This is a genomic window from Catellatospora tritici, from assembly GCF_019083965.1.
GTDB classification, from domain to species: domain Bacteria; phylum Actinomycetota; class Actinomycetes; order Mycobacteriales; family Micromonosporaceae; genus Catellatospora; species Catellatospora tritici.
Genome location: NZ_JAHRCY010000001.1, coordinates 194,615 through 219,148, shown reverse-complemented (window position 1 = coordinate 219,148; position 24,534 = coordinate 194,615). Strand labels below are relative to the sequence as shown.

Sequence of the window (24,534 nt, the reverse complement as noted above, 5' to 3'; positions counted from 1 at the left end):
CTAGCTGGCTGTGCTACCTTCTGCCGCCATGGACTCCGAACGGCGCAGCCAGTGGCTGCGGGGGGTGCTGGACCTGTGCGTGCTCGGCCTGCTCGCCCGCCGCGAGTCGTACGGCTACGAGCTGACCCAGTCGTTGCAGGCCGTCGGCCTCGGCGCGATCCAGGGCGGCACCCTCTACCCCGTGCTGCTGCGGTTGCAGCGCACCGGCCTGGTCACCGCCGACTGGCGCGAGGGCGGCAGCGGTCCGGCCCGCAAGTACTACCGGCTCACTCCGGCGGGCGACCAGGTGCTGCGGCAGTCGGCGGCCGACTGGGACGCGTTCGCCGGCGGCGTGGGGGCGATCCTGCGAGAGGTGGCGGCGCGATGAACTGGCTCGACGAACTCGGCCGGGAGCTGGCCCGGCAGGGCCTGCCCGAGGGCGCGGTGCGGCACGTGGTGGGCGAGACCGCCGCCCACCTGTGGGACAGCGGCGAGGACCCGGTGCGCGCGTTCGGCCCGGCCGCGGCGTACGCGGTGGTGGTGGCCGAGAGCATGCGCGGCCCGGCGCCGTCGCGGCCGCGCGAGGTCGGCCCGGTGCGGCTGGAGGTCACCGGAATCACCAAGCGGTACGGCCGCCGCCAGGTGCTGCGCGGCGTCGATCTGACCGTACGCGCGGGCGAGGTCGCCGCCGTGGTCGGCGCCAACGGCAGCGGCAAGAGCACCTTCCTCGGCGTCTGCGCCGGGCTGGTCAGCCCCGACCGGGGCACCGTCCGCGTGCACGGCACGCTCGGCTACTGCCCGCAGGGCGGTGGCACCAGCGACTTCCTGCTGCCCGAGGAGCACTTCACCCTGATCGGCGCCGGGCGCGGGATGGGCCGCGAGGACGCCCGCGCCGCCGGGCGGGCCCACGCGCGGGCGCTGGACTGGGAACCGGCGCCGACCCAGGCCCGGCACCTGTCCGGCGGCACCCGGCAGAAGCTGAACCTGGTCATGGCCGGGCTGGGTGAGCCCGACGTGCTGCTGCTCGACGAGCCGTACCAGGGCTTCGACCGGGGGTCGTACCTGGACTTCTGGCAGCAGGTGGGCGCGTGGCGGGACGCGGGCAAGGCCGTGGTCGTCGTCACCCATCTGCTGAGCAGCCGCGACGGCGTGGACACCGTGCTGGACCTGACACCGCGGGAGCGAGCGTGACCAAGACCATGACCGTCGCCGAGATGGCGCTGCGCGAGGTGTCGCGCCGCCGGGGCGTGCTGGCCATCCTGCTGGTGTTCCCGCTGGCGTTCTACCTCAGCCGCCGGGACCTCACCGGACAGTCGATCCGCTTCGTGTGCCTCGGCGTGGGCTGGGCGATGAGCACCGCGGCCCTGTTCGCGGGCAGCGCGGCCCGGTCGTTGGAGCCGAGACTGCGCCTGTCCGGCTACCGGGGCCACCACCTCTACCTGGGGCGCCTGCTGGCACTGTGGACGCTCGGACTGGCCCTGGCGCTGCCGTACTTCGTGCTGATCCGCGTCGACGCGCAGCACGTGCGCTACGGCGCGATCGCGCTGATCATGCTGCTCACGGTGGCCGTGGCGGCGCCGTTCGGGCTGGCCCTGTCCTCGGCACTGCCGCGGGAGCTGGAGGGCATGCTGGTGCTGCTGACCGTGGTCGGGCTGCAGATGATGATGGACCCGGCCGACTCGGCCTCGCGGGTGCTGCCGTTCTGGTTCAGCCGCGAGATCGGTACGTACGCCGTCGACCACGCCGACAGCGGCTACCTGCACCGCGGTCTGCTGCACGGACTGCTGTTCCTGGTGGTGCTGCTCACGGTCGTCGCGGCCAGTTCCGCGGTGCGGCTGCGCCGACGCCCCCACCTCCGCTTCGTGCGCTGAACGCCCGCGTTAGGTTGGGCACGAGAGCTGTCGACATCTGGGGGCTGTGGTGCGGATCGCACGTTTTGTTCATTCGGGCGGCATGTCGTGGGGGGTCGTCGAGGGCGATCCGGCCGCGGGCACGCAGGGGCTGACCGTACGTGTCATCAACGGACACCCCTTCGGTGAGCTGGATCTCACCGATCTGCGCTTTGCGCTCGACGACGTACGCCTGGTGCCGCCGATCCTGCCCAGCAAGGTGATCGGGGTAGGGCGCAACTACGCCGACCACGTCGCCGAGCACGGCGTCGAGATGCCCAAGGAGCCGCTGCTGTTCCTCAAGCCGTCCACTTCGGTGGTCGGGCCGCACGACGTGATCTCGCTGCCGCAGCAGTCCCGCCAGGTCGAGCACGAGGCTGAACTCGCGGTGGTGATCGGGGTCACCGGGGCGCGCCGGGTCGATCGGGCCGGAGCGGAGAAGGCGATCTTCGGGTACACCTGCGCCAACGACGTGACCGCGCGCGACCTGCAGCGCAGCGACGGCCAGTGGACCCGGGCCAAGGGTTTCGACTCGTTCTGCCCGATCGGGCCGTGGATCACCACCGGGGTCGACGTGAGCGACCTCGAGGTGCGCTGCGAGGTCAACGGGGAGGTGCGGCAGCTGGGGCGCACCTCGGACATGGTGTTCGACGTGCCGACGCTGATCTCGTACATCTCGCACGTGATGACGCTGCTGCCCGGCGACGTGATCCTGACCGGCACCCCCGCCGGGGTCTCGCCGATCGCGGCCGAAGACGTGGTCAAGGTGCGTATCGAGGGGCTGGGCGAGCTGCGCAACCCGGTCAAGCCGGTGGTGTGACGAGCGTCCACGACGCGCGGGCGGGTATCGATTTGGCGGTGCCGGGGGTGTCAGGTAAAGTTCACTTCCGGCAGCGGAGACGGTGCCGATGGGGTATGGGGTAATTGGCAGCCCAACTGATTCTGGTTCAGTTAGTCTAGGTTCGAGTCCTGGTACCCCAGCTTCCAAGCCTGATCGGGCGAGCGCCCGATTCGCGCGAGGGAGCTGGAACTGTTAGAGTTTCAGCAGGCCGCCGAGCTGAGAAATCAGCAGAGGCGGTCGAAAACTGAAGAAGTGGAAAGTCCTGGCCCCGTCGTCTAGCGGCCTAGGACGCCGCCCTCTCAAGGCGGTAGCGAGGGTTCGAATCCCTTCGGGGCTACAAAGTCAAGCGGCTCACCAGCGAATGCTGGTGAGCCGCTTGCGTTGTGCGGGCGTCGGGGGGGGTGGTGGGGGGGGGGGGCGACGAGTGCGACAGGTGTGGTTGAGGAGACCCCTAACCCTTTGGGGGATAAAATTAACCGGGCCACACCCGCTATTGCTGGTGCGCCGCTTGCGTTGTGCGGGCGTCGTGCAGTTTCGGGGAAAGTGCACGAATCTTGGCCGCGATTGCTGTACTTTCCCCGAAACTGCACGAACCTCGACTCAGGTCGGTTGTGGTCGCTCGGCGACGAGCATGATGCGGCGTAGCAGGTCCGCCAACGTGCGCCTCTCGGCCCCGTCCAGCGCGCCGAGCAGCCGGTATTCCTCGTGCCCCAGCACGTCCATGGCGCCGAGCCAGGCTGAGCGGCCGGAGCCGGTCAGTTCGATGTCGACCCGGCGCCGGTCGGACACCGATGGCGTCCGTCGGATGAAACCCCGCCGCTCCAGCGCGTCCAGCCGCCCCGTGACCGTCGCCGGCGCCATGGCCAGGTCCATGGCGAGTTCGGACGGGGCGGCCCGCCCGCCGCGTCCGGCGAGCGAGTGCAGCGTGTCGAACTCGTGCCGCTGGAGGTCGAAGTCGACCAGTGACTGCTCGCGCACCCGCCGCAGGTGGTTGGCCAGCTTCTTCATCCGGGTGACCGCGGCCTCGATGTCCGGATCGAGTTCGGGCAGCACGGGCAGCCATCGAGCGACGTGCGCGTCAACCGAGTCGCGGGGCTCTTCCATGGCACGGATCCTATGCCGCACCAAAGTAGTACGTCATCGAAAAGTTCGTTGACAAATAATTCGGCAACAAAATATCTTCGCGGGTATGGCTCACCCCCTGCGGCAGCGCGCGTTCCGCCTGCTCTTCATCGGCCGCACTTTGTCCTCCCTGGGAGACTTCGTCATCCCTGCGGCGCTCGCCATCGCCGTGCACCACGCCACCGGCTCCAGCGGCGCGCTCGCGCTCGTGCTGGCGTGCGCGATGGTGCCACGCCTGGTGCTGCTGCCGCTGGGCGGCGTGGTCGGCGACCGGTACGACCCAAGGCTGGTGGCCCTCACCGCCGACCTGGTGCGCTGCGGCACCCAACTCCTCGTCGGCGCCGAACTGCTCGGCGGCGACCCCTCCGTGACCCACCTGGCAGCCGCATCGGCGATCGGCGGCATCGCGGGTGCTTTCGCCGCTCCCACCAGATCGCCGCTGGTCGCGGGCATCGTCGACGGTGCGCAGCGGCGGCAGGCCAACGCCGCCCTGGCCATTGCCATCGGCGTCACCCGCATCGCCGGCCCCGCCCTGGCCGGGGTGCTGATCCTGGGCGTCGGGGCGGGCTGGGCCTTCATCCTCGACGGGATCTCGTTCGCGGCCAGTGCGGCGCTACTGGCCGCGGTCCGCGTGCGCCGCGTGCCGGCACCACGCCGCACCCTGCTGGCCGACCTCGCCGCGGGCTGGGCCGAGGTGCGCTCCCGCGACTGGTACTGGAGCAGCCTCATCGCCCACGCTGCCTGGAACGGCGTCGCCGCGGTGCTGCTCACGCTCGGTCCGGCGATCGCGGTCGACCAGTTGGGCGGCGACGCGACCTGGGTGCTGGTGCTGGAGGCAGGTGCGGTCGGGCTGCTGCTCGGCTCACTGGTGGCGGCCCGGGTCCGTCCCCGCCGACCTGTGCTCGTGGCCAACCTGGGCCTGGCCACCTACGCGCTGCCGCTGGCGCTGATGGCTGCCGCCGCCCCCGCCCCGGCCGTCATCGCCGCGTACGGGGTGGCACAGGCGGCGCTCGGGTTCCTCAATCCGGTTTGGGAGACAGTCGTGCAGGCCGAGATCCCGCCCCAGGCCCTGGCGCGGGTGACCTCTTACGACTGGCTCTGCTCGCTGGCGGCCACCCCGGTCGGCTACACGCTCGCGCCGCTGGCCGCCGCGGCCTGGTCGCCGCGGGTGCCGCTCATCGCCGCCGCGATCGTGGTGGCGACCGCCTGTGTCGGCAGCGCCCTCGCCCCCGGCGTACGCCGCATCGCGCTGCCGGACGCACGTCGGCCCGCAGCGGGCGAGCCCGTCCTCGCAGACCCCGCCCCGTCGCCCGTGGCGGTCACCACTCGCTGAGTGCCGGTCAGCCACACCGCTCCTGATGCGGACCGGCCCCGGTCACGTGAGGTGACCGGGGCCGGGAAGCGGTGGTGCTTCGGGTCAGCGGAACAGTAGGCGCAGCACGCCGGTCTGGTCGCCGCCCTCGGTTGACTGGGCCAGGACCAGCGCCCGCACCGGCAGTTCGGTGTCGGCGCCGAGCGCCGCCAGGTCCAGGTAGACCGCGGTGTCGACGGTGCTCGGCAGGCCCGCGATGGCGGACTGGAACGCCGGCTGGGCCGACAGCGGGCTGCTCGACGCCACGTACCCCTTGGTGATCGCGGTCACCGAGCTGCCGTCGGCGGTGGCGTTGAGCCCCGCGCCCAGCGACTCCACCAGCTTGACCAGATTGTCGGCGGCCGTGGGGCTGGTCGCCGCCACGTCCACGCGCACCTCGGCCGTCGGGTCGGTCTTGTTGACGCTGACGCTGATCTGCGCCCCGTTCAGCGCGGCCAGCTGGTCCGGGGAGGGCCCGAACGCGCCGGAGACGCCCATGTCGCCGAGGTCGCCCAGCTCGCCGGGGTTCATGCCGGTGATTTCGGCGAAGCGCTTGCGCTCGGCGTCGGTGAGCTTGTCGAAGCCCTTCGCCGCCAGCGCGTCGATCTCCTTGAGCTCCGCCTCGGTCGGAGTGGGGAACGTGACGTCGGGTTCGAGGGTCGGCACCCCTGCCCCCGGGCTGGGCTCGTCGCCGGGGCCGAACATCGAGCCGCCGGAGGCGAACGCGGGCATGCCGAAGAGGAGCATGCTCAGGCCGCCTATACCGGTCATGCCGAAGGGCGTCGTCGCGGTGGTGTCGATGGTGTCGGCGGGCAGCTGTACGACGGCCCCGAACCGGGTGTCGCCCGGCAGTGCGCCGAGCCGGGCCAGCGCGTCGCTACGGGTGGGGGCGGGCTGGTCGGCGCCGGTCTGCCGGTAGCGCGCCTCCAGGCCGCTGTCGGTGGCGCGTACGCCCAGGATGACGCGGCCGTGCTCCTCCGGCGTCTTGGGCAGCGTGGCCTGGAACTCCGGGTCGGCGGACAGGGCACCCATGAACATGTCGTTCATCAGCTTGCTGAACTGCCCCATGTCGGCCCAGAAGACGGCGAGCTGGTCGCCTTCCAGCCAGGCGCGGTCCTGCGCGTAGTTCGTCGCGGTCGACAGCGGGGTGCGCTGAGCCTCGGCGAACGCCTTCTCGGCCGCCTGCTGGGTGTCGTCGGTGCCGAGCGCGACCAGGGCGATGCCGTCGCGCACGACGAAGCCGAGGCTGCCCTCGGCCTTGTGTGCGGCGTCGCGCATCCGGCCCAGCCCGGCCGTGGCGGCGGCGCTGTCGGTGCTGGTCACCGCGATGAGGGCGTACGGCTTCTTGCCGTCCTGCCACACGCTCAGGCCCACCCGGCGCCCGGCCCAGCTCAGCAGGTCCCGATCGACGTCCACGCCGTCGAGACCCATCCCCTTGAGGACCTGGCCCAGCAGCTCGTCGCGCTGGTCGGCGTCGGCGTCGCCCTTGGTCTGCTCGGGCAGGTGCCGCGCCAGCTGGAGCAGGCGGATCTGCTGCTCCAGGCCCGTGTCGAGGTCGACGGAGGCGAACATCACGGCCGAGCCGGGCAGAGCCTCCTCGATGTGCCGCCCGTCGCCGAAGGCGAACCGGTAGACGGCGTACGCGCCGACGCCGAGCAGCAGCACCACGGCGATCACGGCGGCGATCAGCACCGGCGTGCGGCGGGGGCGGGCGGCGGCCGCGGCTGGGGCGGCGTCGACGGCGTCGAGGGTGATGACCGCGTCGGAGCCTGGGGCGTCGGCTGCTGCGGTCGACTCGGCTACGGAGCGGGTCGGGTCGAGCGGGGAACCGGCGGGGGCCGATTCAGCGGAAGCGCCGGCAGACGGGTGGTCCACCGGCGCCGCTGGGTCAGACATGAGAGGTCGATCCCTTTCTGGGAGGTCAAGGCCGCTCATCGTAGGCGTGGAAAGCAAAGCCCGCTGGCCCGGAGGGTGTGTCCTGGGTCGTATGGAAACAGGGCGGCGCGATGATGAGGCATTCACTACGCTGCGCGCCATGTACCGCATGAAGATCGTTTCCAGGCTATGCCTGTCCGCGTTCCTGGCCGCGTCGGTGCTGTCCGGCTGCGGCGCTTCGCAGGACGTGACGTACTTCGCCGGTGGCGCCGGGGACGGCGGGAAGGGTTCCGGCACCGTCACCTATGTCGACGAGTCGGGGGCGACCAAGACCGAGACCGTGTCGTTCCCGTGGACCAAGACGGTGTCGGTGAGCGAGGGCACCAAGGTGAGCCTGACGGTGAAGCCGGTGCCGGCCGTGCAGGTCGTGGGCCAGATCCATGTCCCGATCCGGACCAGTTGTCAGATCACGATCGGCGGCGAGCTCAAGCAGTCCTCGGGGCTGCGTGAGGCGAAGGCCGCCTGCGAGGCCACCGCCTGAGCGTCGGGGACAGCGCACGGGGCCCCGGACACCGCACTGGCGGCCGGGGCCCCGACGTCTCGGTTCAGAGGCCGGACAGGCGCTGACCGGCTCGTACCACCGCCATGGCGTGGCGGTCGCCGGGGCGGCGGCCCAGCCGCTCTATCGGACCGGACACGCTGATCGCCGCGATGACCCGGCCGGTGCGGTCGCGTACGGGGGCGCTGACCGAGGCCACGCCCGCCTCACGCTCGGCCACCGACTGGGCCCAACCGCGCCGCCGGACCTCGGCCAGGGTGCGGCCGGTGAACTTGCAGCGCGGCAGCAGCGGCATGACCGCCTCCGGGGGTTCCCACGCGAGCAGGATCTGCGCTGCCGAACCCGCCGTCATGGGCAGGATCGCGCCGACCGGCACGGTGTCGCGCAGACCGCTGGCCCGCTCGGCCGCGCCGACGCAGATGCGTTCGTCGGCCCGGCGCAGGTACAGCTGCGCGCTCTCGCCAGTGGCGTCCCGCAATGCGGACAGCAGCGGCTCTGCCGCTGTCAGCAGTACGTCGGGAGCTGCGTTGGCGAGCTCCCCAAGTCGGGGACCCGGGCGCCAGCGGCCCTGCGTGTCCCGTACCAGCATCCGATGAATCTCCAGCGCTTGCGCCAGCCGGTGCGCCGTTGCTCTCGGCAGCTTGGTGCGATCGACGAGTTCCGCGAGGCTCGCGCCGTCGACACAGGCGGCAAGGATCACTACCGCCTTGTCAAGGACGCCCACGCCAGACATACTGTGTCCCACGGACCGAAACATACCTCCCAAGATGCGGGATGTCCAGATGGTGGGAGACACCCAGTGAGCAGGACCCTTGCCCAGAAGGTCTGGGACGCACACGTGGTACGCCAAGCGAGCGGCGAGCCGGACCTCCTCTATATCGATCTTCATCTGCTGCATGAGGTGACCAGCCCACAGGCCTTCGACGGCCTCCGGCTGGCCGGACGTGCGGTGCGCCGGCCCGATCTGACGATCGCGACCGAGGACCACAACACGCCCACCGACAACCTGCTGACGATCAGCGACCCGGTGTCGCGGACGCAGATCGAGACACTGCGCCGAAACTGCGCCGAATTCGGCGTGAAACTGCATCCGCTCGGCGATCCGCAGCAGGGCGTCGTCCACGTGATGGGACCGCAGCAGGGTCTGACCCAGCCGGGCATGACCATCGTGTGCGGCGACTCGCACACCTCGACCCACGGCGCCTTCGGCGCGCTGGCGTTCGGCATCGGCACCTCCGAGGTGGAGCACGTGCTGGCCACCCAGACGCTGCCGCAGTCGACGCCCAAGCAGATGGCCGTCACCGTCACCGGCGAGCTGCCCCCGGGCGTCTCGGCCAAGGACCTGATCCTGGCCCTGATCACCCAGGAGGGCACCGGCGGCGGCCGCGGCTACGTGGTGGAGTACCGCGGGCCCGCGATCGAGAAGCTGAGCATGGAGGGGCGGATGACCGTCTCCAACATGTCCATCGAGTGGGGAGCCAAGGCCGGGCTGATCGCACCGGACGAGACCACGTTCGCCTGGCTGAAGGGGCGCACCTTCGCCCCGCAGGGGCAGGCCTGGGACGACGCGGTGGCCTATTGGCGCACCCTGCCGACCGACGAGGGCGCGGTCTTCGACAAGGAGGTCTTCATCGACGCCTCGTCGCTGACGCCGTTCGTGACCTGGGGCACCAACCCCGGCCAGGGCGCCTCGCTGGACGGCAGCATCCCGGACCCGGAGTCGTTCGGCAGCGAGTCCGAGCGCGCCGCCGCCCGCCGGGCCCTGGAGTACATGGACCTCAAGCCGGGCCAGGCCCTGCGTGACGTGAACGTGGACGTGGTGTTCGTGGGCTCGTGCACCAACGGGCGTCTGGAGGATCTGCGCACCGCCGCCGAGGTGCTGCGCGGCCGCCACGTCGCCGACGGCGTGCGGATGCTGGTGGTGCCGGGTTCGGCGGCCGTGCGCGAGCAGGCCGAGCAGGAGGGTCTGCACGAGGTCTTCACCGCCGCCGGAGCCGAGTGGCGTTTCGCCGGGTGCTCGATGTGCCTGGGTATGAACCCCGACACCCTGTCCCCGGGGCAGCGGTCGGCGTCCACGTCGAACCGCAACTTCGAGGGGCGGCAGGGCAAGGGTGGCCGTACCCACCTGGTGTCCCCGGCCGTGGCCGCGGCGACCGCCGTGACCGGCCACCTGTCCGCACCCGCCGACCTCGTGCCCGTCGCGGCCTGATCCGGAAAGGCTGACCATGGAGAAGTTCACCGTGCACACCGGCACCGCGGTGCCGCTGCGGCGGTCCAACGTGGACACCGACCAGATCATCCCGGCGGTGTACCTGAAGCGGGTCACCCGGACCGGCTTCGAGGACGGCCTGTTCAGCGCCTGGCGCGAGGACCCGTCGTTCGTGCTCAACAACCCGGCCTACGCCGGGGCCTCGATCCTGGTGGCCGGGCCGGAGTTCGGCACCGGGTCCTCGCGTGAGCACGCGGTGTGGGCCCTGAACGACTACGGTTTCCGGGTCGTCATCTCCCCGCGCTACGGCGACATCTTCCGCGGCAACTCCCTCAAGCAGGGCCTGCTGACGGTGGAGCTGTCGCAGGAGGCGGTGGAGACGCTGTGGGCGCTGACCGAGGCCGACCCGACCACCTCGATCGAGGTGGACCTGCAGGCACGGGAGGTCCGGGCGGGCGGCCACACGTGGTCGTTCGCGCTGGACGACTTCAGCCGCTGGCGCCTGCTGGAAGGCTTGGACGACATCGGACTCACCCTGCGGCACGCCGACGCCATCGCCGAGTTCGAGACCCGGCGTCCCTCTTTCGGAGTGCTCGTCGGCTGAGCCGATACGGCCGTAATCTGGGCCTTTTCCCGGTCGTACCCGGGTGATGAAGAGTGACAGCAACGCGAAATGCCCCCGTCCTGTTATGCGGACGGGGGCATTTCTGCGTTGCGACACATAGGCGGTTTTTCACCCTCCTGTTGGCATATTGCTGACGTTGGGCCTACTGTGCGCACAGAATGACTGTTATAAGTTCAGTAGTACCTATACGGGAGGAATCCGTGAACAAGACAGAGCTGATCGACGCGATCGCCGCTCACCCCACCGTGGTCGACAAGAAGACCGCCGCGGCCGTGCTGGAGGCCACGCTCACCGAAATCCAGAACGCGGTCACCAAGGGCGACAAGGTCTCGCTGACCGGCTTCGGTGTCTTCGAAAAGCGGGCCCGTGCCGCCCGGATGGCGCGCAACCCGCGTACCGGTGAGGCCGTCAAGGTGAAGAAGACGTCGGTCCCGGCGTTCCGTCCCGGTGCGGGCTTCAAGGAGACCGTGGCGGTCGGCAAGGTCGCCGCCCCGGCCAAGAAGACCGCCAAGGCCACGGCGAAGAAGACCTCGGCTGCCGCGACCCGACCCGCGGGCAAGGCCACCGCCGCGGCGAAGACGGCCCCGGCCAAGAAGACGGCGACCAAGACCACCGCGACCAAGGCGACCGCCGCGGCGAAGGCGACCGCGGCCAAGAAGGCCCCGGCCAAGACGGCGGCGGCGGCGAAGAGCACGGCGGCGGCGAAGAAGACCGTGACCGCCAAGGCGACCGCGAAGAAGGCGCCGGCCAAGAAGGCCACCAAGAAGAGCTGACCCGACGCGTACGACCACAGGCGAGCGCCCGCCCGGACACCCGGGTGGGCGCTCGCCTTTCCGGTCGCCTATTGCGGCGGCTGGGATCGCCCCTTGCAGCCGGAGATGCGCAGCATGGCGCGGTAGGTCTGGCGCGGTGTCGGCGGTGCGGGCAGCGGTTCGGCGCGATCGCCCGCCCGGAACGCCTGCAGCAGGTACCCCACCAGCCGCTGCCACGCCTTCGGGGCGGCCTCGGCGGTGCCGCGCAGCACTCCGGCGTTGGCCATCAACAACAGCGGCAGGTCCTCGGCCACGTAGTCCTCGCGCAGCGTGCCCTCGGCCTTGGCGGCCGCGACCAGCTCGGTGAAGCCGCGGTGCAGTGCGATCCGGCGCTGTTCGAACTCCCGCGAACCGGGAAAGCTCATGGTGAGCACATCGGCCAGTCCGCCGTCGGCGGCCTGCATGGCGCAGACGGCGGTGACGTAGCCGCTGAAGCCGGTCCAGGCGTCGGGGGCGGCCTGAGCCTCACGTAGGGCGTGCTCGTACTGCTCGATCTTCGCGCTCGCGGCCGCGGCTGTCAGGTCGTCGCGGGTGGGAAAGCGGCGGTACAGCGTGGCGATACCGACTCCGGCCCGCCCCGCGACCTCCTCCAGCGGCACGTCCAGACCCCGTTCGGCGAACAGCTCGCAGGCGGCGGAGACGATGCGCTCGCGGTTGCGGGCGGCGTCGGCGCGCAGCGTATTGCTCTCCATGATCACCAGAGTACAGGACTGGAGGACGGCCTCCGGTTAGTGCTACCGTCCCGGACATCAAGTGGAGGAGATCCACCGTTTAGGAGAGCGCCTGTGAACATCGCCCTTTGGATAGTCCAGATCCTGCTCGGCCTGGCGTTCTTCGCCGCCGGCCTGATGAAGTCCACCCAGCCCAAGGAGAAGCTGCGGGCCAACCTCGGCTGGGTCGACGACTACTCGGCCGGCATGGTCAAGCTCATCGGCGTCAGCGAGGTGCTCGGCGGCATCGGCCTGATCGCGCCGTGGGCCACCGGCATCGCACCGGTGCTGACCCCGATCGCCGCGGTCGCCCTGGCCGGTGTGATGGTCGCCGCGGCCGTGGTGCACCTGCGCCGCAAGGAGTACCCGGGCATCGTCTTCAACGTGATCCTGGGCGCCCTGGCCGTCTTCGTCGCCGTCGGCCGCTTCTGAGCTCGCGGCCGCGCTCCGGCGGTTTGGCAGGGCACCTTCACCTACGTAGAGCGATAAGAAGGTGCCCTTCCTTGCGTAGGTGGCGGGTGCGGACGGTGCGGGCGGCGGCGAACTCGCGTTCCGCCAGGCGCCCGCACGTCACCGCCAGCTCAGGATGGTCGCGACCCAGCCGCTGCCACAGCGCGGCGGCCACGACGGCGTCCTGGTGCTCGCCGAGCAGGTCCTGGAGCTTGGCCAGCACCTTGGCGCGACGGCCCAGCCCGGCGGCTTCGGCGGCGTACCGGGCGCGCTTGGCGCTGATGCGCACCCCGTGCCAGTCCACATCGGGCGAGGCGACGGTCAGGTCAGGGGCGCCCGGGACGCCGTGGCGGCCCCGCCGGAGTTGGCGCAGCGGCCGCCGGACCAGGTCCGCCGGGTGGATCGTCGCGAAGGCCGCGTCGGTGAGCGGCAGGTGCGCACAGGCGGCCGCCAGCCGCCCCGCCAGGACCGCGTAGCGGTTCGTGTCCAGCCCCGCGAGCACCTCGCGGTACGCCGCCTCCCGCCGGGCCGCCAGCAGGCCGTCCAGGGCCGCCACGTCGGCCGGAGCCAGCGGATGCGACGGATCGGCCGCCGCGGTCGCCCACAGCCGGGCCCGCTGCACCTCGGCGTCCCGAGCGCCGCCCAGCAGGGCCGCGAGCCAGCGCAGTTCGGCCCGCAGCGGCACCGACCAGCTCTGGTCGACCAGGGGCGCGAAGGTACGCAGATCCGAGCGCAGCCGACGGCAGCCGACCCGCATCCGGTGCACCGCGCTGTCCCCGTCGGGCAGCGGCGCGTCCAGCCGGACCAGGGGCTCGTGGGTCAGGATCTGCGCCACGGCCCGGCGTACCGCCGCGGCGACCAGGCTCGCCGCCGCCTGTCCGGCCATGCGTCAAGCCTAGTCCCGCGACGCGGGTCCCTCAGCGCTTGAGCACCCGGTTCAGCAGCGCCACCTGCAGGTCGACCCGGGGGTGTTCCGAAGTGGAGATGTAGCGGGTCCAGGCGCCGTCCGGCTCCAGCTCGAACGTCTCGGTGCCGTCGGACATCGCGGCGTCGAGCAGGTCGGCCAGCTCGTTGCGGGCCGCGTTGTCGGTGACCTGGATCAGCGCCTCCACCCGGCGGTCGAGGTTGCGGTGCATGATGTCGGCCGAGCCGATCCAGAACTCCGCGCGCCCCCGGCCCGAACGCGGGTCGCCCGCGCCGAACCGGAACAGCCGCGAGTGCTCCAGGAAGCGGCCCAGCACCGAGCGCACCCGGATGTTGTCCGACAGGCCGGGCACGCCCGGCTTGAGCGCGACCATGCCGCGCACGAACAGGTCCACCTGCACCCCGGCCCGCGAAGCCCGGTACAGCGCGTCGATCACCTGCTCGTCGACGAGCGAGTTCACCTTGATCTGGACCAGGCCGCGCTTGCCCTCCCGGGCCAGCTCCGCCTCGCGCTCGATGCGCTCGATGAGCCCGGACCGGACCCCGTGCGGCGCCACCATCAGTCGCCGGTACGACGTCTGGCGGCTGTAGCCGGTCAGCGAGTTGAACAGGTCGGTCAGGTCCGCGCCGATCTCGGGATCGGCGGTGAGCAGGCCGAAGTCCTCGTACATGCGGGCGGTCTTGGGGTGGTAGTTGCCGGTGCCGATGTGGCAGTAGCGGCGGATCTGGCCCGCCTCCTCGCGCACCACCAGCGCCGTCTTGCAGTGCGTCTTCAGGCCCACCAGGCCGTAGACCACGTGGCAGCCCGCGCGCTCCAGCATCCGCGCCCAGCCGATGTTGGCCCGCTCGTCGAAGCGCGCCTTCACCTCGACCAGCACCACCACCTGCTTGCCCGCCTCGGCGGCGGTGATGAGCGCGTCCACGACGGGGGAGTCGCCGGAGGTGCGGTACAGCGTCTGCTTGATGGCCAGCACGTGCGGATCGACCGCGGCCTGCTCGATGAAGCGCTGCACGCTGGTCGAGAACGAGTGGTACGGGTGGTGCAGCAGGATGTCGCCGTCGCGCAGGATGTTGAAGACGCTGCGGGTCGACTCCCCGTCGCGCAGCCGGGGGTGCGTGGCCGGGACGAACGGCGCCTCCTTGAGGTCGGGCCGGTCCACCTCGTAGATCTGCCACAGCCCGGACAGGTCCAGCAGGCCCGGCACCCGCAGCACGTCGCGGGAGTCGACCTCCAGCTCGGTCACCAGCGTCGCCAGCACGTGGTCGGAGATCTCCGCCGACACCTCCAGCCGCACCGGCGGCCCGAACCGGCGCCGGGCCAGCTCCCGCTCCATCGCCTGCAGCAGGTCCTCGTCGCGGTCCTCGTCGATCTCGACCTCGGCGTTGCGGGTGACGCGGAACAGGTGCTGTTCCACCACCTCCATGCCGGAGAACAGCTGCCCCAGCTCGCCCGCGATGAGGTCCTCGACCGGCAGGAACCGGTACACCGTCTTGCCGTCGGCGGTCAACGTGCGGGCGGAGCCGCTGTTCAGCTGTACGAACCGCGGCACGTTGTTGGGCACCTTGACCCGGGCGAACAGCTCCTCGCCGGTGGCCGGGTCGCGCACCACGGCGGCCACGTTCAGCGACAGGCCGGAGATGTACGGGAACGGGTGCGCCGGGTCGAAGGCCAGCGGCGTCAGCACCGGGAAGATGTGCTCGCGGAAGTAGGAGCGCAGCTGCTCGCGCTCGCCCCGGTCCAGATCAGACCAGCCGACGATGCTCACGCCCGTCTTCGCCAGGGCCGGGCGCAGCACCTTGGCGAACTCGGTGGCGTGTTCGGCCACCAGTTCGGAACTGCGCTCGGCGACCATCTCCAGCTGCAGCCGGGTCGGCACCTGGTCGGCACCGCGGGTGGGCAGGCCGGTCTCCAGGCGGCGGCGCAGGCCCGCGATCCGCACCATGTAGAACTCGTCCAGATTGCTCGCGAAGATCGCCATGAACTTCAGGCGTTCCAGCAGCGGCTGCCGAGCGTCCTCGGCCAGGGCCAGCACGCGGGCGTTGAAATCGAGCCAGGAGACCTCGCGGTTGAAGAACCGATCCTCGGGCAGTTCGGCCAGTGCCGGATCGGCAGGCGCCTGTGCCTGCGCGATCAACTCCGGCGTGGTCGTCTCGGCGGCATCCGGGACGGTCTGGGCGGGCACGGAATCGGACGTCGAGGTCTTTCGCGGGCGGCGGGGCGGAGTCTGGCTCACACCACAATTCTCTCCCGATCGACATGAACGAGAGGTGAACTCATGGCAGCGTAGGGCGGTCGCGCGGGCGAGCTAGCCCGTGGTGTCCGTCACGGCATGGTGGGTATGGCGACCCGGCGCAACCGGTCGCCGTCGTACTCCAACCGAACCCGTTGGCCCAGGCGCAGCAGCCGCAGCCCCGACGCATCGAAGGCGGCCCGGTCGAACGCCACCGGCGTCCCGTCGTCGAGCAGCAGCGTGCCGGAACGGGTTTCGGGGTCGAAGGTCGCGACGGTGCCCTGCATGGATGCCAACCTACGCCGCCGGGCGCGCGTACGGCAGGCCCCAGGCCCGAACCGCCGCCAGGTCCTCGGCCGTGTCCACATCGCGCCGCAGCGTCGGCCAGTCACCGGCCAGTCGCCGCGCCCCCGACAGCTCGTGCGCGGTCGCCGAGCCCGGCCCGAACCGCGGCTCAAGACGGCCGCCGACCGCGCTGACCAGCAGCACCGTGCCGACCCCGGCCGCGTCGGGCACGAACGCGCGGTCCGGCCCCGCCTCGACCAGCGCCCGCGCCAGCTCGTCCGGCCGCAGCGCGGGCAGGTCGGCGGGCAGCGCCGCGAGGCGCCCGACGCCGTTGAGCAGGGCGGCGGCGCGGCTCAGCGCGTGGTTGAGGTCGCGGCCGCTGTCGTGCAGGATCTCGGCGCCGCAGCCGCGCAGTTCCCGGGCGGCGGTGTCGTCGCGGGTGACCACGTATACCCGGGCCACCCCGGTGGCGGCGCGGACGGCGTGGACCGTACGGCGGGCCAGGTCCAGGACGAGGCCCTCGTGGTCGGCCTCGGCGCCGCGCAGCCGGGTCTTCGCCTCGGCCAGCGGCTTCAACGGAACCAGGACGGTCACGGGCAGGGCGGGCACCATGCCATTCTGTCGCCCCGGCGTACCGGACGCGGTACCGGCGGGCGGGTTCCGGGTATGCCGGGACGTGACATGATGCGCTCACGTGGTCGTGACGTACCCTGGTGCGCCACGACGGCGGTGGCGTCCGCTGGAGGCGGCGGGCGTGTTGAAGGAGGCTACGTTGGCGCGGCGCAGGCTGGGTTTCTGGCAGCGGTTCGCGGTGTCCCTGGTCAAGCCGTCGATGATCATGCTGACCCGGCGGGACTGGCGCGGGTTCGAGCACATCCCGGCCGAGGGCGGCATCATCCTGGCCGTCAACCACGTGTCACACGCCGACCCGTTCACCACCGCCCACTACGTGTACGACTCCGGTCGCTGGCCGCAGTTCCTGGGCAAGGAGAGCGTCTTCCGGATCCCGCTGGCGGGCAAGATCCTCTACTGGTGCAAGCAGATCCCGGTGCACCGCGGCACCGCCGACGCGGTCAAGGCGCTCGACGCCGCCGTCGAGGCGGTCGAGCAGGGCGGCTGCGTGGTGATCTACCCGGAGGGCACCACCACCAAGGAGCCCGACCTGTGGCCGATGCGCGGCAAGACCGGCACGGCCCGACTCGCGCTGCTCACCGGCGCGCCCGTGATCCCCGTGGTCACCTGGGGCCCGGAGCGCATCTTCGACCCGCGTACCAAGAAGATCCGGCTCATCCCGAAGATCCCGGTGTCGGTATGGGCGGGCGAGCCCGTCGACCTGTCCCGCTGGCAGGGCGCCGAGCCGACCGCGGCGGTGCTCAACGAGATGACCGACGCGGTGATGCTGCGCCTGCGCGACATGCTCGCCGAGGTCCGGCACGAGCCGTCCCCGCCGCCGATCTGGACACCCGCCGCCCTGGGCCGACCCGGATCCCCGGCTGAAGGAGCAGGTCGATGAAGGTAGCGGTGCTCGGCGCCGGTTCCTGGGGAACCGCGTTCGCCAAGATCCTCGGCGATGCCGGCAACGACGTGATGCTGTGGGCGCGCCGTCCCGAGATCGCCGCCATCATCCGCGAGACCGGGCGCAACCCGGAGTACCTGGAAGGCATGTACGTCGGCGCGCGGGTCACCGCGACCGCCTCGGCGTACGAGGCGATCGACGGCGCCGAGATCGTGGTGCTGGCCGTGCCGTCGCAGACCCTGCGCCCCAACCTCGCCGACTGGGCCGCCACGGTGCACCCCGACGCGACCCTGGTGTCGCTGATGAAGGGCATCGAGCTGGGCACCACCCAGCGGATGAGCCAGGTCATCACCGAGGCGGCCGGGGTGTCCCCGGACCGGGTCGCCGTCGTCTCCGGCCCCAACCTGGCCCCCGAGATCGCGCTGGAGCAGCCCGCGGCCACCGTCGTGGCGTGCACCGACATCGACCGGGCCACCACCGTGCAGCGGGCCACGACCACGCCGTACTTCCGGCCGTACACCAACGACGACGTCATCGGGTGCGAGCTCGGCGGCGCGGTCAAGAACGCGATCGCGCTCGCGTTCGGCATCGCGCACGCGATGGGCCTGGGCGACAACACCAAGGCGATGCTGGTCACCCGCGGTCTGGCCGAGACGGCCCGGCTCGGCGTGGCGCTGGGCGCCGACCCGCTCACCTTCTCCGGCCTGGCCGGGATGGGCGACCTCATCGGCACCTGCATGTCGCCGCTGTCGCGCAACCGCACCTTCGGCGAGCACCTGGGCCGGGGCAAGACCCTGGAGCAGGCGCAGGCCGCCACCCGGTACACCGCCGAGGGCGTCAAGAGCTGCCTGGCCATCCGGGACCTGGCCCACTCGCACGGCGTGGAGATGCCGATCACCGAGCAGGTCGAGCGGATCTGTCACGAGGGCGTCGACCCCCGTACCGCGCTCACCACGCTGATGTCACGGTCGACCAAGCCCGAGTGATCCCGCCAGGTGGGCGGGTTACGGTTCGCTCATGACAACGCAGTACGGCGACAGCACCCTGTCGGTCCACGTCGGCATGCCCGAACCCGTCCCCGGTGCACCGCTGCTCCCGGGTCCGGTGCTGGCCGCGCCCTACCACCTGCCACCCGACGGCTACCGCCCCGACCTCGACGGGTACGGCCGGGGCGACAACCCGACCCGGCGGCTGCTGGAGGCGGCCATCGGCGGGCTGGAGGGCGGCGACTGCCTCGCCTTCGGCAGCGGCCAGGCCGCGATCACCGCACTGCTGCTGTCCGTGCTGCGTACCGGCGACACCCTCATGATCCCCGCCGACGGGTACTACCAGGTCCGCGCCTTCGCCGCCGGCACGCTCGCCGGACTCGGCGTGAAGACCGTCGAGGTGCCCACGGCGGGGCCGTACCCGTCGTTCGAGGGCGTACGGCTGGTGCTGCTGGAGACCCCGGCCAACCCCGGTCTCGACCTGGTCGACATCGCCGCCGTCGCGCAGGCCGCCCACGCCGCCGGTGCCCTGGTCGCGGTGGACAACACCACCGCCACCCCGCTGTCGCAGCGCCCCCTGGACCTCGGCGCCGACGTGGTCGTCGCCTCCGGCACCAAGGCCCTGTCCGGCCACTCCGACCTGCTGCTCGGCTACGTCGCCACCCGGTCACCCGAACTGCTCGACGGGATGCGGCAGTGGCGGGCGCTCACCGGCGCCATCCCGTCGGCGTTCGACTGCTGGCTGGCCCGGCGGTCCATGGGCACCATGGCGCTGCGGCTGCGCCAGCAGTCGGTCAACGGGGCCGCCGTGGTCGAGTTGCTGCGCTCGCTCCCGTCGGTCCGCGCCGTTCGCTGGGCCGGGGATTCGGCGCTGGCCGCGCGGCAGATGAAGATCGTGCCCGGGTTGGTGTCGTTCGAGCTCGAGTCGGCGGAGCGGGTGGCGGCGTTCCTGCGGGCCTCGAAGCTGGTGGCCGCGGCGACCAGCTTCGGCGGGCTGCACACCAGCGCGGACCGGCGGCACCAGTGGGGGGACAACGTGGCGCCCGGGTTCGTGCGGCTGTCGTGCGGGGTTGAGGACACCGGCGACCTGCTGGCAGACCTGCGTACGGCACTGACGGCCGCTGCCTGACCGACCGGCTGCCGCCCGCGGTTCGTCACCCGACGGTCGGTTTCCGGCCGTCAGAAACCGGGGGTCTGGCCCGAGCGCAGCGATCTTTCGGCGGGCTGTCTTCATGATCGCTGTCTGCGGTCCGAAAGTGCGGCTGAACGCCGCGTTCTGACCGCAGACTGCGATCATGACGGAGGCTAGGCGGCGACGGGGTCGGGCCGGGGTGCCGCGGCGGGGTCGGTGGCGGCGGCCAGGGCCAGGATGTGGCGGCGTACGACCAGCAGCGGGACGATGCCGACGACCCCGAACGAGCAGTCGATCGGGATCCACCACCAGGGCAGCCCCCGGGTCGGCGCCGCGATCAGCGCCAGCGGGATCACCGCCAGGCAGCAGAACATGCCCCAGTGGATCACCCAGAGGTTGCGGACGGGGTCGCGCAGCGGTCCCCAGTAGGCGGCCGCGATGACCAGGTGCGCGAAGGCCAACCAGTCCGTGCCGTACGCCAGGAAGGGGTAGTCCCGGTTGGCGGCCTCCAGCCCGCGCCGCACCTCACCGATGAAGTCGACCAGGGCCGAAGGCGCGGGCAGCCAGGATTCGCGCAGCAGCCCGTCGACCCAGCGGACCTCGGTCAGCAGTGGGAAAGCCGTCGCACCGCTGAGCACGAGGCAGATGATGAAAAGGACGAGCCAGATGCGGATGCGCCGCAGGCGTGCGTGAGGGGTCACGGTGCGAGACCCTATCGCCACCTCGGGTGCCGCACGATGTGCTCTTCACCGGTTCATCACAGAGCACGATAGGGTCAGCCGCGTGAGTGAAAGCAGCCAGCGCAAGATCCGCGTCGCCGTAGTCTTCGGCGGGCGCAGCACCGAGCACGGCGTCTCCTGCGTCAGCGCCGGCAGCATCCTGGGCGCGCTCGATCCCGACGAGTACGAGGCGGTGCCGGTCGGCATCACCCGCGAGGGTCGCTGGGTGCTCGCCTCAGGCGAGAACCCGCTCGCGATCGAGGGCGGCGCCATGCCGGAGATCACGGCCGCCTCGGGCCAGGCCGTCGTGCTGCCCGCCGACCCGACCAGCCACGACCTGGTGGTGCTCGAGCCCGCCGAGGGCGCGGCCGCCGCGCTGGCGGAGGTCGACGTGGTCTTTCCCGCCCTGCACGGGGCGTACGGCGAGGACGGGACGATCCAGGGGCTGCTGGAGATGGCGGGCATCCCGTACGTCGGGGCGAACGTGTTCGCGTCCGCGGCCGCCATGGACAAGGAGTTCACCAAGAAGCTCGCCGCCGCCGAGGGCATCCCGGTCGGGCCGTACGTGGTGCTGCGCAACGGCCAGGAGCTCACCCAGGCCGACCGCGACCGCCTTGGCCTGCCCGTGTTCGTGAAGCCGTCGCGGGCCGGTTCGTCGTTCGGCATCAGCAAGGTCAACAACTGGGACGACTTCGACGCGGCGCTGGCCAAAGCGCGCGCCATCGACCCGAAGGTGCTGGTCGAGGCTGGGATCGTCGGCCGCGAGGTCGAGTGCGGCGTGCTGGAGGGTGAGGCCGGGGGCCAGCCCGAGGCGTCGGTGCTGGCCGAGATCCGGGTGGTCGCGGGCGGGCACGAGTTCTACGACTTCGAGGCCAAGTACCTCGGCGACGACTGCGAGTACGACCTACCCGCGAACCTGTCCCCGGAGCTGACCGCGCGGGTGCGGGATCTGGCCGTGCGCACCTTCACCGCCCTGGACTGCGCCGGCCTGGGCCGGGTCGACTTCTTCGTCACGGCCGACGGCGAGGTCTACCTCAACGAGATCAACACCATGCCCGGCTTCACCTCGACCAGCATGTTCCCGCGTATGTGGGCCGCCAGCGGCCTGGAATACCCGAAACTGGTCTCCCGCCTGATCCGCACGGCCCTACGGAGAGGCACCGGCCTGCACTGAGCTGCTGGCGCCCGCCTTCGCGGGCGCGGGCGTGCCCGTTCTCAGGCGGTGTCTTCCCTCGTCGCTACCGGGCCTTCGGCCCGGTCACGCTCCTGAGTCCAGACACCGCCGCGGGCACGCGAAACCCCGGGGTCTGCTCAACGGCAGCCGGTGGGCATGGTTTCGGCGGAGGGGACCGTCTCGATGAAGGTCTTCGAGAACTCGCTGACCCACTCGCCGGGCCCGTCCAGACCGGCCGGGACGGTGACGGAGACGGGGACTTCACGGTCGACCGTGGTCCAGGTGCCGGCGGACTCGTGCCAGCAGACGCCGTCGAGCAGGTACACGTCGTCGGTGGGCGGGAAGGTCGGAGTCGTGCCGCCGCAGGTCAGGGTGAGGGCGGGGTCGCCCCAGGCGGCGTTCTGCTCGAAGCCGCCGGAGACCTCGCGCCGGGGCAGGTCACGGACCTGCTCGGGCAGCTGCGAGAGTAGGGCGCGGCATACCGTGGCCTGGCGCTCGCCGAGTGCGGAAACCGCCATCTTCACCGGCGCGGTCGGCATGACCTTCGGGCTGGTCGAGGTGCTCGCGCTGGGTTTCGGGGCCGCTGCGGGCGCGTCGGCGGAGCGCATGACCTGGAAGAAGCCCCAGCCGGCGAGGGCGGCGACGGGCAGCGCGATCGCGGCTGCGATGAGCTTGGCGGAGCGGTCGGCCGGACGGGCCGCCTGGTCGTTACTCATATGTGGATGATCGGGCACGTCAGCGTACGGGTGATGTTCGGGATCAACTGGATCTGTGACAGGACGAGTTTGCCGAGCTCATCGACGGTGTGCGCCTGCACCATGGCGACCACGTCGTACGGCCCGGTGACCGCGTCGACCCGGGTGACACCCTGGATGTCGCTGATTGCGGAAGAGACGTCGACCGACTTGCCGACCGACGTCTGGATCAGGATATAAGCGTGAACCACGGACGACTCCTTTGTACGTACCGCTGTGAAACTACCTCACGGGTGGGCTGCGGACAGCGGCAGGAGGCGCGCCACAAGCGAAAAGAGGTGCTATGAGCGTCGCGCGTACGGGTGAGTTCGGGCTGATCGAGCGGGTGGTGGCCCGACTCGGCACGGGCCCGGCCACCCTGCTCGGTCCAGGCGATGACGCCGCGCTCGTGATCGCCTCGGACGGGCGGGTGGTCGCCTCGACCGACGTGCTGGTCGAGGGGCGTCACTTCCGGCGCGACTGGGCCGAGGCCGAGGACATCGGCCGTCGGGCGGCGGCGGCGAACCTGGCCGACATCGCGGCGATGGGCGCCACGGCGACCGCGCTGCTGGTGGGCCTGTGCGCCCCGCCCGATCTGGATGTCGCCTGGGCCGAGCAGTTGGCCGACGGCCTGGCCGCCGAGGCGGCGCTGGTCGGCGCGAGCGTCGTCGGCGGGGACATGACCGCCAGCCCGACGCTGACCATCGCGGTGACGGCGCTGGGCGACCTGCACGGGTTGGCGCCGGTGCTGCGGTCGGGGGCGCGTGAGGGCGACGTGGTGGCGCTGGCGGGCCGGGTCGGGTACGCCGCGGCCGGGTACACGGTGCTGTCGCGCGGCTTCCGTACGCCGAAGGTGCTGGTCGAGGCCTATCGGCGGCCGATCGTGCCGTACGCGGCGGGACCGGCGGCGGGCCGGGCCGGGGCCACCTCGATGATCGACATATCGGATGGGCTGATCGCGGATCTGGGCCACATCGCGCAGGCCAGCAAGGTCGGCATCAACCTGCACCGGTCGGCGTTCGCGGTGCCGGAGCAGATGCGTGACGCGGCGCTGGCGCTGGGCGTCGACCCGTACCAGTGGCTGCTGGCCGGGGGCGACGACCACGGCCTGGCCGCGACCTTCCCGCCCGGCGTCCCGCTGCCCGACGGCTGGCACCCGATCGGCGAGGTGACCCACGGCACCACGGTCACCGTCGACTCCCGCCCCTGGTACGGCCCCAAAGGCTGGGACCACTTCCGCGCCTGACCCCACCCCACCCCACCCCACCCCCCCAACGCGTCGATCATGAACTTATGGGCAGGTTCGACGGTGTGTCGCCGCCCCAACTTCATGATCGACAGTGGCACGGTAAGGTACCGGCGAGTAGTGGACCGGTTACCTAACGGACAAGTGGTGCCAATGCCCAGAAGTCCGTATTCTCTGGCGCGTGACCGAGATCGAGATCCGGCCGACGCGCTTCGGGGCGCCGGTCGCGCGCAAGTTGATCGCCGAACTGATGGCCGACCTGACCGAGCGATACGGCGGCGGTGACGCCACCCCGATCGCCGGGGTCGAGTTCGACCCGCCGGACGGCGGGTTCTTCGTCGCGTACCTGGACGGGGCGCCGGTGGCCTGCGGCGGTTGGCGCAGCTGGAACGAGACCGAGGACGTCGCCGAGATCAAGCGCGTCTACACCGCGCCCACGGTGCGCGGCAAGGGTCTCGGGCGGCAGATCATGGCGGCGCTGGAGGCCGACGCGAAAGCGCACGGGCGGGTGCGCGCGGTGCTGGAGACCGGCACCGCCCAGCCTGAGGCCATCGCCATGTACCAGGCCATCGGCTACCAGCTGATCGAGAACTTCGGCCACTACCGCGACGAGCCCGGCTGCCGCAGCTTCGGCCGCGACCTGCACTGATCAAGTCGCCCCGCCCCGCCCGTGCCCGATCCGCCCCGACCCGACCCGATCAAAAGCGATATGGCTCACGGGTGGTTCGGTGGTGGCGGGGCATTCGGGGGGTACGGCAAAAGGCCGCCGAGCCGGAGCTCGGCGGCCTTTGAAGTCTCGCGTCAGGCGCGGGTGACCTTGCCGGCCTTCAGGCACGAGGTGCAGACCTGCACCTTACGGGTGTTGCCGCCACCGGCGGGGGTGCGCACCGACTGGATGTTCGGGTTCCAGCGACGGTTGGTCCGCCGGTGCGAGTGGGAAACGTTGTGGCCGAAACCCGGCCCCTTGCCACAGACGTCGCACACGCTAGCCACGGGAATCTCCTGAGTTCGTCTAGATCACTGACCCGACCGTAGCGTCACTGTGCCGGGAACCTGACCAGGGTAGCTGACCGGCTCCGCGGATGCCCAATCGGGGACGAGCCCGCGATGCCGGTCCTCGAGGTGAGGGCACACGATCGGGCTGCACATCACTGTACCGCTCGCG

The 24,534-nt window shown here is 71.4% G+C and carries 28 protein-coding genes and 2 tRNA genes; 18 read left to right on the top strand and 12 right to left on the bottom strand.

The features are described 5' to 3' along the window. Nucleotides 1–28 precede the first annotated feature (28 nt). The 6 genes from KUA19_RS01015 (at nt 29) to KUA19_RS00990 (ending at nt 3,046) form a co-directional block, all read left to right on the top strand. Entirely contained in the window at nt 29–367 is a 339-nt protein-coding gene (locus tag KUA19_RS01015; protein WP_217393893.1) for a PadR family transcriptional regulator, read from the top strand. Further along, nucleotides 364–1,170, top strand: coding sequence for an ATP-binding cassette domain-containing protein (locus KUA19_RS01010; RefSeq protein WP_217393891.1), 807 nt, complete (start codon nt 364–366; stop codon nt 1,168–1,170). Before KUA19_RS01015 ends, KUA19_RS01010 begins: the two co-directional genes overlap by 4 nt. Further along, entirely contained in the window at nt 1,167–1,850 is a 684-nt protein-coding gene (locus KUA19_RS01005) for an ABC transporter permease (RefSeq protein WP_217393889.1), read from the top strand. The genes KUA19_RS01010 and KUA19_RS01005 overlap by 4 nt, the downstream gene beginning before the upstream one ends. 49 nt (nt 1,851–1,899) lie before the next feature. Continuing rightward, nucleotides 1,900–2,688, top strand: coding sequence for a fumarylacetoacetate hydrolase family protein (locus KUA19_RS01000; protein ID WP_217393887.1), 789 nt, complete (start codon nt 1,900–1,902; stop codon nt 2,686–2,688). 89 nt (nt 2,689–2,777) lie between these two features. Next, nucleotides 2,778–2,849, top strand: a tRNA-Gln gene (locus tag KUA19_RS00995). A 124-nt stretch (nt 2,850–2,973) separates the two neighbouring features. Further along, a tRNA-Glu gene (locus tag KUA19_RS00990) sits at nt 2,974–3,046 on the top strand. 263 nt (nt 3,047–3,309) lie between these two features. Here the strand turns inward: KUA19_RS00990 and KUA19_RS00985 are convergent. After that, complete coding sequence (locus KUA19_RS00985) at nt 3,310–3,813, bottom strand: MarR family winged helix-turn-helix transcriptional regulator (protein WP_217393885.1); 504 nt, start codon at nt 3,811–3,813, stop codon at nt 3,310–3,312. A gap of 85 nt (nt 3,814–3,898) precedes the next feature. Here KUA19_RS00985 and KUA19_RS00980 point away from each other — a divergent pair, with 85 nt between their 5' ends. Continuing rightward, the gene (locus KUA19_RS00980; protein WP_217393883.1) at nt 3,899–5,164 is read left to right on the top strand and encodes an MFS transporter; all 1,266 of its coding nucleotides are present in this window, start codon (nt 3,899–3,901) and stop codon (nt 5,162–5,164) included. Nucleotides 5,165–5,248: 84 nt separating this feature from the next. Here the strand turns inward: KUA19_RS00980 and KUA19_RS00975 are convergent, their stop codons facing one another. Further along, entirely contained in the window at nt 5,249–7,078 is a 1,830-nt protein-coding gene (locus tag KUA19_RS00975) for a DUF3352 domain-containing protein (RefSeq protein ID WP_217393881.1), read from the bottom strand. A 139-nt stretch (nt 7,079–7,217) separates the two neighbouring features. Between KUA19_RS00975 and KUA19_RS00970 the strand changes: the two genes are divergently transcribed. Then, nucleotides 7,218–7,598, top strand: a complete 381-nt coding sequence (locus KUA19_RS00970; protein WP_217393878.1) for a hypothetical protein — start codon at nt 7,218–7,220, stop codon at nt 7,596–7,598. Nucleotides 7,599–7,662: 64 nt separating this feature from the next. On the opposite strand, the gene KUA19_RS00965 is transcribed toward KUA19_RS00970, so the two are convergent. Further along, nucleotides 7,663–8,349: an IclR family transcriptional regulator gene (locus KUA19_RS00965; RefSeq protein WP_217394642.1), complete on the bottom strand. Its 687-nt coding sequence runs from the start codon at nt 8,347–8,349 to the stop codon at nt 7,663–7,665. 66 nt (nt 8,350–8,415) lie between these two features. On the opposite strand from KUA19_RS00965, the gene leuC reads away from it, so the two are divergent. The 3 genes from leuC (at nt 8,416) to KUA19_RS00950 (ending at nt 11,223) form a co-directional block, all read left to right on the top strand. Further along, nucleotides 8,416–9,825: a 3-isopropylmalate dehydratase large subunit gene (gene leuC / locus KUA19_RS00960; RefSeq protein WP_217393875.1), complete on the top strand. Its 1,410-nt coding sequence runs from the start codon at nt 8,416–8,418 to the stop codon at nt 9,823–9,825. Nucleotides 9,826–9,841: 16 nt separating this feature from the next. Next, nucleotides 9,842–10,429, top strand: coding sequence for a 3-isopropylmalate dehydratase small subunit (gene leuD / locus KUA19_RS00955; protein WP_217393872.1), 588 nt, complete (start codon nt 9,842–9,844; stop codon nt 10,427–10,429). A gap of 221 nt (nt 10,430–10,650) precedes the next feature. After that, nucleotides 10,651–11,223, top strand: a complete 573-nt coding sequence (locus KUA19_RS00950) for an HU family DNA-binding protein (RefSeq protein WP_372451740.1) — start codon at nt 10,651–10,653, stop codon at nt 11,221–11,223. 68 nt (nt 11,224–11,291) lie between these two features. Here KUA19_RS00950 and KUA19_RS00945 read toward each other — a convergent pair whose 3' ends face one another. Further along, nucleotides 11,292–11,954 (bottom strand): TetR/AcrR family transcriptional regulator, encoded by a 663-nt coding sequence (locus KUA19_RS00945; protein ID WP_217393869.1) that lies wholly within the window; start codon nt 11,952–11,954, stop codon nt 11,292–11,294. Between the two features lie 93 nt (nt 11,955–12,047). On the opposite strand from KUA19_RS00945, the gene KUA19_RS00940 reads away from it, so the two are divergent. Next, on the top strand, nt 12,048–12,404 hold the full coding sequence (locus tag KUA19_RS00940) for a DoxX family protein (RefSeq protein ID WP_217393867.1): 357 nt from the start codon (nt 12,048–12,050) through the stop codon (nt 12,402–12,404). 37 nt (nt 12,405–12,441) lie between these two features. Here KUA19_RS00940 and KUA19_RS00935 read toward each other — a convergent pair whose 3' ends face one another. The 4 genes from KUA19_RS00935 to cofC all read right to left on the bottom strand — a co-directional run bounded on the left by KUA19_RS00935 (nt 12,442) and on the right by cofC (nt 16,471). After that, nucleotides 12,442–13,308, bottom strand: coding sequence for a CHAD domain-containing protein (locus KUA19_RS00935; RefSeq protein WP_217393864.1), 867 nt, complete (start codon nt 13,306–13,308; stop codon nt 12,442–12,444). Nucleotides 13,309–13,339: 31 nt separating this feature from the next. Next, nucleotides 13,340–15,580, bottom strand: coding sequence for an RNA degradosome polyphosphate kinase (locus KUA19_RS00930; protein WP_217393861.1), 2,241 nt, complete (start codon nt 15,578–15,580; stop codon nt 13,340–13,342). An 89-nt stretch (nt 15,581–15,669) separates the two neighbouring features. Then, a complete protein-coding gene (locus tag KUA19_RS42325) occupies nt 15,670–15,864 on the bottom strand; it encodes a cold-shock protein (protein ID WP_254548383.1) in 195 nt (64 codons plus the stop codon). A gap of 10 nt (nt 15,865–15,874) precedes the next feature. Then, a complete protein-coding gene (gene cofC / locus KUA19_RS00925) occupies nt 15,875–16,471 on the bottom strand; it encodes a 2-phospho-L-lactate guanylyltransferase (protein WP_308167258.1) in 597 nt (198 codons plus the stop codon). Nucleotides 16,472–16,634: 163 nt separating this feature from the next. Between cofC and KUA19_RS00920 the strand changes: the two genes are divergently transcribed. From KUA19_RS00920 to KUA19_RS00910, 3 genes are read left to right on the top strand one after another with little or no spacing between them, the layout of a single operon-like run. Then, nucleotides 16,635–17,375: a lysophospholipid acyltransferase family protein gene (locus tag KUA19_RS00920; RefSeq protein WP_217393858.1), complete on the top strand. Its 741-nt coding sequence runs from the start codon at nt 16,635–16,637 to the stop codon at nt 17,373–17,375. After that, nucleotides 17,372–18,364, top strand: coding sequence for an NAD(P)H-dependent glycerol-3-phosphate dehydrogenase (locus KUA19_RS00915; RefSeq protein ID WP_217393855.1), 993 nt, complete (start codon nt 17,372–17,374; stop codon nt 18,362–18,364). Before KUA19_RS00920 ends, KUA19_RS00915 begins: the two co-directional genes overlap by 4 nt. Nucleotides 18,365–18,395: 31 nt before the next feature. Beyond that, nucleotides 18,396–19,493, top strand: coding sequence for a cystathionine gamma-lyase (locus KUA19_RS00910; protein WP_217393853.1), 1,098 nt, complete (start codon nt 18,396–18,398; stop codon nt 19,491–19,493). A gap of 176 nt (nt 19,494–19,669) precedes the next feature. On the opposite strand, the gene KUA19_RS00905 is transcribed toward KUA19_RS00910, so the two are convergent. After that, complete coding sequence (locus tag KUA19_RS00905) at nt 19,670–20,197, bottom strand: hypothetical protein (protein ID WP_217393851.1); 528 nt, start codon at nt 20,195–20,197, stop codon at nt 19,670–19,672. Between the two features lie 82 nt (nt 20,198–20,279). Here KUA19_RS00905 and KUA19_RS00900 point away from each other — a divergent pair, with 82 nt between their 5' ends. After that, on the top strand, nt 20,280–21,389 hold the full coding sequence (locus tag KUA19_RS00900; protein WP_217393848.1) for a D-alanine--D-alanine ligase family protein: 1,110 nt from the start codon (nt 20,280–20,282) through the stop codon (nt 21,387–21,389). Nucleotides 21,390–21,526: 137 nt separating this feature from the next. On the opposite strand, the gene KUA19_RS00895 is transcribed toward KUA19_RS00900, so the two are convergent. Together KUA19_RS00895 and KUA19_RS00890 are read right to left on the bottom strand one after the other, a co-directional pair. Continuing rightward, nucleotides 21,527–22,105 (bottom strand): DUF3515 domain-containing protein, encoded by a 579-nt coding sequence (locus KUA19_RS00895; RefSeq protein ID WP_217393846.1) that lies wholly within the window; start codon nt 22,103–22,105, stop codon nt 21,527–21,529. Next, nucleotides 22,102–22,335 (bottom strand): Lrp/AsnC ligand binding domain-containing protein, encoded by a 234-nt coding sequence (locus KUA19_RS00890; RefSeq protein WP_217393844.1) that lies wholly within the window; start codon nt 22,333–22,335, stop codon nt 22,102–22,104. Before KUA19_RS00890 ends, KUA19_RS00895 begins: the two co-directional genes overlap by 4 nt. A gap of 92 nt (nt 22,336–22,427) precedes the next feature. Between KUA19_RS00890 and KUA19_RS00885 the strand changes: the two genes are divergently transcribed. Further along, complete coding sequence (locus tag KUA19_RS00885; RefSeq protein ID WP_217393842.1) at nt 22,428–23,369, top strand: thiamine-phosphate kinase; 942 nt, start codon at nt 22,428–22,430, stop codon at nt 23,367–23,369. Between the two features lie 181 nt (nt 23,370–23,550). Further along, nucleotides 23,551–24,018 (top strand): GNAT family N-acetyltransferase, encoded by a 468-nt coding sequence (locus KUA19_RS00880; protein WP_217393841.1) that lies wholly within the window; start codon nt 23,551–23,553, stop codon nt 24,016–24,018. A gap of 152 nt (nt 24,019–24,170) precedes the next feature. On the opposite strand, the gene rpmB is transcribed toward KUA19_RS00880, so the two are convergent. Further along, nucleotides 24,171–24,362 (bottom strand): 50S ribosomal protein L28, encoded by a 192-nt coding sequence (gene rpmB, locus KUA19_RS00875; RefSeq protein ID WP_212833164.1) that lies wholly within the window; start codon nt 24,360–24,362, stop codon nt 24,171–24,173. Between the last annotated feature and the right edge of the window lie 172 nt (nt 24,363–24,534).